Source organism: Paenarthrobacter sp. PH39-S1, from assembly GCF_030063245.1.
GTDB lineage: Bacteria > Actinomycetota > Actinomycetes > Actinomycetales > Micrococcaceae > Arthrobacter_M.
In genome coordinates this window covers 22,205-29,919 of sequence record NZ_JASISR010000042.1, presented here as the reverse complement: position 1 = coordinate 29,919, position 7,715 = coordinate 22,205, and the positions used below count along the sequence as shown (strand labels likewise).

Annotated in this window: 8 protein-coding genes; 4 read left to right on the top strand and 4 right to left on the bottom strand. The window is 65.1% G+C overall.

Features of this window, described 5'->3' with window-relative positions:
• Positions 1-171: 171 nt before the first annotated feature.
• The gene (rsrA, locus tag QMG52_RS18995; protein ID WP_283561986.1) at positions 172-432 is read right to left on the bottom strand and encodes a mycothiol system anti-sigma-R factor; all 261 of its coding nucleotides are present in this window, start codon (positions 430-432) and stop codon (positions 172-174) included.
• Positions 429-1,274 (bottom strand): sigma-70 family RNA polymerase sigma factor, encoded by an 846-nt coding sequence (locus QMG52_RS18990; RefSeq protein ID WP_283561985.1) that lies wholly within the window; start codon positions 1,272-1,274, stop codon positions 429-431. The genes rsrA and QMG52_RS18990 overlap by 4 nt, the downstream gene beginning before the upstream one ends.
• Positions 1,275-1,785: 511 nt before the next feature.
• Between QMG52_RS18990 and QMG52_RS18985 the strand changes: the two genes are divergently transcribed.
• Positions 1,786-2,043 (top strand): hypothetical protein, encoded by a 258-nt coding sequence (locus tag QMG52_RS18985; protein WP_283561984.1) that lies wholly within the window; start codon positions 1,786-1,788, stop codon positions 2,041-2,043.
• 83 nt (positions 2,044-2,126) lie between these two features.
• On the opposite strand, the gene QMG52_RS18980 is transcribed toward QMG52_RS18985, so the two are convergent.
• Complete coding sequence (locus QMG52_RS18980; protein WP_502920575.1) at positions 2,127-3,710, bottom strand: GntT/GntP/DsdX family permease; 1,584 nt, start codon at positions 3,708-3,710, stop codon at positions 2,127-2,129.
• Between the two features lie 7 nt (positions 3,711-3,717).
• On the bottom strand, positions 3,718-4,269 hold the full coding sequence (locus QMG52_RS18975) for a gluconokinase (RefSeq protein WP_283561983.1): 552 nt from the start codon (positions 4,267-4,269) through the stop codon (positions 3,718-3,720).
• 275 nt (positions 4,270-4,544) lie between these two features.
• Between QMG52_RS18975 and QMG52_RS18970 the strand changes: the two genes are divergently transcribed.
• Genes QMG52_RS18970 through rsgA form a run of 3 tightly spaced genes read left to right on the top strand, consistent with a single transcriptional unit; the run spans position 4,545 to position 7,678 of the window.
• On the top strand, positions 4,545-5,060 hold the full coding sequence (locus QMG52_RS18970) for a DoxX family protein (protein ID WP_283561982.1): 516 nt from the start codon (positions 4,545-4,547) through the stop codon (positions 5,058-5,060).
• Positions 5,061-5,066: 6 nt separating this feature from the next.
• Positions 5,067-6,563, top strand: a complete 1,497-nt coding sequence (gene aroA, locus QMG52_RS18965; RefSeq protein WP_283561981.1) for a 3-phosphoshikimate 1-carboxyvinyltransferase — start codon at positions 5,067-5,069, stop codon at positions 6,561-6,563.
• Positions 6,560-7,678 (top strand): ribosome small subunit-dependent GTPase A, encoded by a 1,119-nt coding sequence (rsgA, locus tag QMG52_RS18960; RefSeq protein WP_502920574.1) that lies wholly within the window; start codon positions 6,560-6,562, stop codon positions 7,676-7,678. Before aroA ends, rsgA begins: the two co-directional genes overlap by 4 nt.
• Positions 7,679-7,715: the final 37 nt, after the last annotated feature.

Below are 7,715 nucleotides of genomic sequence, written 5' to 3'. Positions count from 1 at the left end.
CACGCAGGTACCAGTACACCTTGCCGTTGACCGTTTTCTTGTACAGTGCCATGCCAATACCATACTTTAGGTCATACATATCTGGGTGACATGAAGGCCCCGACACGCCGCAACTTACGCGGTTTCTTTTTCGCCGGGGCCCTCAAAAACAAAATAACCGGGAAACTCCCGCTAGACCTCGGCGGTCCGGCTCTGATGAATTCGGTCCAGGATAGCGGCCTTCAGGTTCTCCGGCGCAGCTTCCTTGCAGGACCGCTTAACCACGGATCGGATGACGCACTCAAGATCGTGTTCCTCGGCGCAGTCCGGGCAGCTGTCCAGATGCGTCTTGATCTCCGCGAGATCGTCACAGGACAGCGCGCCGTCCAGGTATTCGTAGATCCGCGCGATCCGCGAGTCGTCGCAATCGCCTAAACTCTGGCAGTCGCTCATTTGTTCTTCTCCTGATCATTGCTTGCAGTACCAGTTGGCACGTCCAACGCCACGGCGACCTTGCTGTCGAGGACGGCCGGGGCACTGCCCGCGCCGTTCCCATGGAACCCGCGTTCCTTGGCGTAATCGGCCAGCATGTCCCGCAGCATCTTGCGCCCACGGTGCAGCCGGGACATCACGGTGCCGATGGGGGTGTTCATGATTTCCGAAATCTCTTTGTAGGCAAAACCCTCGACGTCCGCGAAGTAAACTGCCAGCCGGAATTCCTCCGGAATGGCCTGCAGTGCCCGCTTTACATCACTGTCCGGCAAATGATCCAGAGCCTCCGCCTCGGCGGAGCGCAGGCCACGGGAGGTATGCGACTCGGCCCGGGCCAGCTGCCAATCCTCCACCTGGTCTGAGTTTGACTGCAGCGGTTCACGCTGGCGTTTTCGGTAAAGGTTGATATACGTGTTGGTAAGGATCCGGTACAGCCACGCCTTGAGGTTGGTGCCCGGCCGATACTGGTGGAAGGCTGAGAACGCCTTCGTGTAGGCCTCCTGCACCAGATCTTCCGCGTCGGAGGGGTTCCTCGCCATTCGCATGGCGGCCGAATACAACTGATCAACGTACTGCATGGCGTCCCGCTCAAAACGGACGCGGCGGTCGTCCGCCGACTCGGTGGAAACGTCGACGGAACCTTCGGCAAGCTGCGCCGGGGTCAACTCCGGTTCGGTGCCTGTCTCCGCACCGTTTCCGGTGGCCAGCGTGGGGGCGTGCTCGGTGCTATTCATTACGGCCAAGTCTACTGTCACCGGCCAGCCGCCGACGGCGGGCCGGCGCGCCAGAAGCGAAGTACTCATATCGTCCTTCCGTTGCGGTCTCTTCATGGTTCAACCCGCTGCCTCCCCGCGGTATTCCGGTGCACTGCATTAGGGGAGCATTAGGGGAGCGAAAAGTGCTTGATTTCCGGCGGCGTGGTGCGGTACCTTCCTGGTCACCGCCCTCGGCACCAACTCCATGGAAGCCCGGAGAATTTCACCTCCCACGGCTTCACCCCCAAGGGTTATTCGGGCGGTTTTCGTGGTGATTTCGACGGCGGGCATCACCTTCTCGTCCCTCGGTTTCCGGCAGTGGCATTGAACAGGCACGGGAAACGTCCAACCCGAAGCGGAACATCCCCTTGGCCATCATGGATCGGTCCTGATCACCTCCGTCATTTACGCGATGCTCCAGGTGGCGTTCAGCCTCGGTGTCCGCGGACAGGTTCTGGGTAAATTTGGCAGCCGGGCCAATCTCTTCTTTCGGAAATGACTTCGGACCCCTCGCGGCCTTCTCATGGTTGGTGGCACTGACATGGTTGGCGGCACTGACATGGCTGGCCTACCTGCTGCGTGCGGCGGATGCGATCATTTCCCCTGCGGGCACCGACCCGGCCTATACGGCAGGAGTAGGTGGGCTTGGGCCGGCTGGATCACCAATAAGAAGCTGTTTGCGACCATCATCATCGGAAACGTGCTGCGGTTGATATTCGAGCTGGCGGGAGACCCCAAGCTCAAGCCGGCGCTCGATTTTAAGGCCGGCACCAACTCGGTGCTGCCGTGGTCTGTCGCGATGGCGCTGGTGAGTTAGCTGACGGATCCGAAAAACGCACCCGAACCCAGGACGCCAGGGGCATTGAAGCGCAGACTCCGGTAGGGAACCCGGGCCGGAAGCTACAGAATCGTCGAGAGCAGCAGCGTCAGCAGCAATCCGACCACCGAAATAATGGTCTCCATCACCGACCAGGTCTTGATCGTCTGCCCCACCGTGAGCCCGAAGTACTCCTTGACCAGCCAGAAACCGGCGTCATTGACGTGCGAGAAGAACAGCGAACCGGCGCCGATCGCCAACACCACCAACGCGAGCTGGGCCGCGGAGAGCCCAGTGGCCAGCGGGGCGATAATGCCTGCTGCTGTCACCGTGGCCACCGTGGCCGAACCGGTGGCGAGCCGGATCAGAACGGCCACCATCCAGCCCAACAACAGCGCGGATAGGCTGGCGGCTATCGCGATCTTCGCTATCGCCGTTCCCGTGCCGCCGTCGACCAGTACCTGCTTGAAGCCGCCGCCGGCGCCGACAATGAGCAGCACACCGACAATGGGCAGCAGGCTCTCGCCGATCTTTCTGGTCAGGGTCGACGGCGAGAAGCCCACCGCCGATCCGAATGTCACCATGGCCAGCAGTACCGCCACCAGCAGCGCGAACACCGGGTCGCCGATAAAGTCAAGCAGCGGGCGGACCGCGGCTCCCTTGTCCACCCAGATATCTGCCGCCGCCTTGATAAGCATGAGCACCAGCGGTGAAAGCAAAGTAATCAGCGTCCAGGCGAACGTTGGGCTACTCGTCGCCTCCGGGTCCTGTGCCCTGGCCGCAGGTCCGTCGCCGGCAGTACCGCTCCCCACAGAGGTCGCAGGGCCATTCTCGGCAGCACCGTTCCCGGCCCGGCGACGGGTCGATCCCCCCGACGAAGCCCCCATGGCACCACCCGATGTCCCGACCAATGCACCGGTGACCGCCAGCCCAGCACCCGCCGCGCCGATCGGCACCATTTTGGCCGCCAGCTTGCCGAAAAGCGGGCCAGCGATGATCACCGTCGGGACAGCCACCAGCAGCCCCAGCGCCAGCGTGATCCCCACGTTGGCGTGCAGCAGCCCGATGGCCGCCAGCGGGCCAGGATGCGGCGGAATGAAGCCGTGCAGCACGGAAAGCCCGGCCAGCGCCGGGATCCCCAAGCGCATGGCCGGTCCCTTGGAACGGTGCACCGCCAGCATCACCACCGGAATCAGCAGGACCAGACCAATTTCGAAGAACATCGGGATACCAATAATCCCAGCGATCAGTGCCATTTTCCATGGCAGCGTGGCAGGCCTACCGTGCAGCAGTGTGTCCACCACCTTGTCCGCCCCACCGGAATCCGCGAGCAGTTTCCCCAGCATCGCGCCCAGAGCGATCAGGACTCCGACGTAGCCCAACACCCCACCCACACCGTTTTCGTAGGAAGTCGTGACCTTGTCAATGGAGATCCCGGAGCCGATGCCAACAAAGAGCGCCCCGATGGTCAGGGCCAGAAACGCATGCAGCTTCGCCCAGACAATCAGCAGCACCACAATGGCGATGCCGATTGCGGCAACGATCAGCACCTGGGTGTCGTGAGCGCTCCACGGCTCCTTCATTTTGTCGGTGGTGGCGTCGGCGGCAACCGCAGCAGCCGCGTTGCCGAGGGTATGGAGGGTTCCGAGTGCACTGGTGATGTTCATAGTTCCCCTACTCCGCCCGGCCACTCAGGCCGAGCTCCTCAATAATTTCCCGGGCGATGATGCCTGGGGCCGGACCCACATTAATCCGGATTTGAGGTTCGTCCGCGGCGGGCTCCTCTAGTGCGGCGAACTGGCTGTCCAATAGGCTGGTCGGCATAAAATGCCCGCGCCGCACCGCGAGCCGCGCCGCAATAACTTCCTTTGATCCGCTGAGGAACACAAAGACCACGCCGGTACCGCGCCGGTTGATCACGTCCCGATAGGAGCGCTTCAGCGCTGAACAGGTGATCACCCCGTCCTGGCCCGCGTCCAGGGTTTCCTCAACCCAATCGGCAACCTTCGCCAGCCAGGGCCAGCGGTCCTCGTCCGTGAGCGGATGCCCGGCCGCCATCTTGTCTACATTCGCTTGCGGGTGCAACGAGTCGCCCTCCTCAAAGGGCCACCCCAGCCGCCCGGCCAACAGCGCCGCTACGGTCGATTTTCCACAGCCGGATACGCCCATCACCACCAGCACTACGGGCCTGGCAACGGGAGGCAAAGCGCCCTGGCCTGCAACCATGGCACCATCCTGCCAGCCGTCACCGACATTGTCAGTAGGGCGTCGTCGTTCACAACAGTCCACCCCGCAACCGCGGGCAGCCGGACAGTGGCCGCGGACAGCGGACAGCGGACAGCGGACAGCGGACAGCGGACAGCCGGAACATTCCGCATAGCGTGCGTAAAAGTGCCAGACTAGGAGAACGCAACACCGCCAGCTGGCCTTTTGACGGCAATCTGCCATCCGAAGGCCCACGGCAACCTGACATTCAGTTCCGCCATATCAAGGAGGCCGCTTTGTCCATTGTCCGTGTACTCGCCCGCCCGATGCTCGCTTCGTCTTTCATCCTGGCCGGACTGGACCGGCTGCGCCACGCAGACCAGACAGCCACTCAGCTCTCACCGGTGCTGAGACAAGTGGTGCAGGCTCTGCCTGTCCAGACGGATGAGAAGACCCTCGCCCGCGTCATCAGCGGCACCCAGCTGGGCGCCGGTGTCATGCTGGCAGCGGGCAAGTTCCCCCGTCTGTGCGCCCTCCTGCTGACACTGACCTCCACGCTGAACGCCGTCGTCGAATACCGCACGGCGGATTCGAGCACGTCCGAGGCCCGGTCGCGCAGGCGCAACCAGCTGCTGAAGAACGTCTCGCTCTCCGGTGGCGTCCTGCTGGCCACGGTCGATACCGCCGGAAAGCCCGGTCTGGCATGGCGTGCCGGACACCTCGCCGAGGCCGGGAAGAAGTCCACGCGCAAGCAGCTCAAGCACGCTGACAAAGCCGTCCGCCGCATTGCCAACGATGTGACAGGCGCCTAGCTCCCCATGACTTTCGCCCCCACCAACGGCGCCCTTCCCGCCGGCGCCGCATCGCCATGGCCTGCTCCGATGGCCAGCGGCCCGGTCGATGCGACGTTGGCGGTTCCGGCGTCCAAATCGCTGACCAACAGGTATCTGGTGCTGGCCGCGCTGGCGGACGGGCCCTCGCGGCTGCGCGCGCCGCTGCACTCGCGCGATTCGGCCCTGATGATCGTTGCGCTGCGGCAGTTGGGGGCGGTCATCGAGGAGGTGGACGGGGAAGGGCAGTTCGGCCCGGATCTGCGCATCACGCCGATCCCCTCCGGTGCGCTGCTGCCGGTGGGAACGGCGGTGGACTGCGGGCTGGCCGGCACCGTCATGCGTTTTGTTCCGCCGCTGGCCGCGCTGACCGGCGGCAGCATAGCGTTCGACGGCGACCCGGCGGCCCGCCAGCGACCGATGGGTCCGGTCATTGATGCCCTTCGTGGGCTCGGCGTGGAGATTGCCGACGGCGACGGCGTACCGCGGGCGCTGCCGTTCACCATCAAGGCCACCGGCCGGGTCCTGGGCGGTCACCTGATCGTCGATGCCAGCGGCTCCTCACAGTTCGTTTCAGCCCTGCTGCTCGCGGCTCCGCGTTTCGAAGCGGGGCTGCATTTGGAACATTCGGGGAATCCGGTGCCAAGCCTGGACCACATCGGGATGACCGTGGACGTGCTGCGCGGTGCGGGCGTCGTGGTCGATGACTCCGTGCCCAACCATTGGATCGTCTCCCCTGGTCCAATCCAGGCCTTCGACGTCGTCGTCGAGCAGGACCTGTCCAATGCGGGGCCATTCCTGGCCGCTGCCCTGGCCACCCGGGGCACCGTCCGGATTGCCGGCTGGCCGTCCCGGACCACTCAGGTGGGCGATCAATGGCGTGAAATTCTGCCGAAGTTCGGCGCCGCCGTCTCGCTGCGGGACGGTGTTTTGACCGTGACCGGCGGGGAGAGCATCAACGGTGTTGACCTGGCGGACACGAGCGAGCTTGCCCCCACGGTGGCCGCTCTCTGCGCCCTGGCCACCGGTCCATCGACGCTCAGCGGCATCGCGCACCTGCGCGGCCACGAAACCGACCGTCTGGCTGCGCTGGTCGCGGAGATCAACGGGCTGGGCGGCTCCGCCATCGAAACGGCGGACGGGCTGGCCATTACCCCGGCACCTCTGCACGGCGGCCTTTTCCACAGTTATGCGGATCACCGGTTGGCGACGGCCGGGGCCATCATCGGGCTGGCGGTGCCCGGCGTCGAGGTGGAGGACATCGGCACAACGGCAAAAACCATGCCCGAGTTCGCCGGACTTTGGGCCGGCATGCTGGGGCTTCCGGGCGTTGTGCGGCCGAGCGGCTCCGGGACTCCAGCCGGTTTCGGCACCCCCGACAGCCCGTCCAGCTCCAGCGCCTCCAGCTCCAGCCCTCCAGCCGGTTTCGGCACCCCCGACAGCCCGTCCAGCTCCAGCGCCTCCAGCTCCAGCCCTGGGCGATGACCCGCAGCATGCGTGACTGGGATGAATCCGATGTCCGGATCCGGCCCAATAAAAAGGGCAGCCGGCCCCGCACCAAGGACCGGCCCGCATACGACGAAGCCGTGATCGGCCGGATCATCACCGTGGACCGCGGCCGCTACACGGCAATCGTGGACGAAGACACGGACACCGAACGCGTCCTGATCGCCGCCCGGGCCCGGGAACTTCGCCGCAGCCCGGTGGTGGCCGGGGACTTTGTTGCCCTGGTCGGCGATACCACCGGAGCGCCGGACACGCTGGCACGGCTGGTGCGGGTGCAGGACCGCCGAACCGTCCTGCGCCGCAGCGCCGACGACACGGACCCGATCGAACGCATAGTGGTGGCCAACGCCGATCAGCTGGTGATCGTGGTGGCGGCGGCCAATCCGGAGCCCCGCACCGGATTCATCGACCGCGCTTTGGTGGCCGCATACGACGCCGGCATCGCACCGCTGCTGCTGGTCACCAAGGCGGATGTCAAAGATCCCGCCGAGCTGCTGGCCAACTACGAGTACCTGGACATGACCGTAGTGGTGAGCCGGACCGCCTCCGATGCCGCATCCGGCATCGATGCGCGCAGCGACGACGGGCAGTCGGCACGGCTGGCCGGTACCGCCGTCGGGCAGCTCAAGGAACATCTGGACGGAAAGGTCTCCGTCATGGTGGGCCATTCGGGCGTCGGAAAGTCCACCATGGTCAACGCCCTGACCGGTTCACAGCGGGCCACAGGCGGTGTCAACTCTGTGACCGGCCGCGGCCGGCACACCTCATCGTCGGCGCTGGCACTGCGGCTGTCGGACGGCTCGCCCGGCAGCTGGATTGTGGACACTCCCGGCATCCGTTCGTTCGGCCTGGCACACGTGGACCCGGACCGCATTCTGCAGGCGTTTCCCGATCTCCAGCCCGGCACGGACGCCTGCGAGCGCGGCTGCAAGCATGACAATGCCGCCGTCAACTGCGGACTGGATCCCTGGGTCAGCCAGGGGCACGCCGGTGACGCCGGGACGGCCAGGTTGGCCTCGCTGCGACGACTGCTGAGCACCGGCGACCGCACCGAAGGCAGGGCGCAGGCCAAGGAACTGGGCACCATTCTCTAGCCCTTGGTTGCCCCGCCTCCCCTGTTCAGCGACGAAA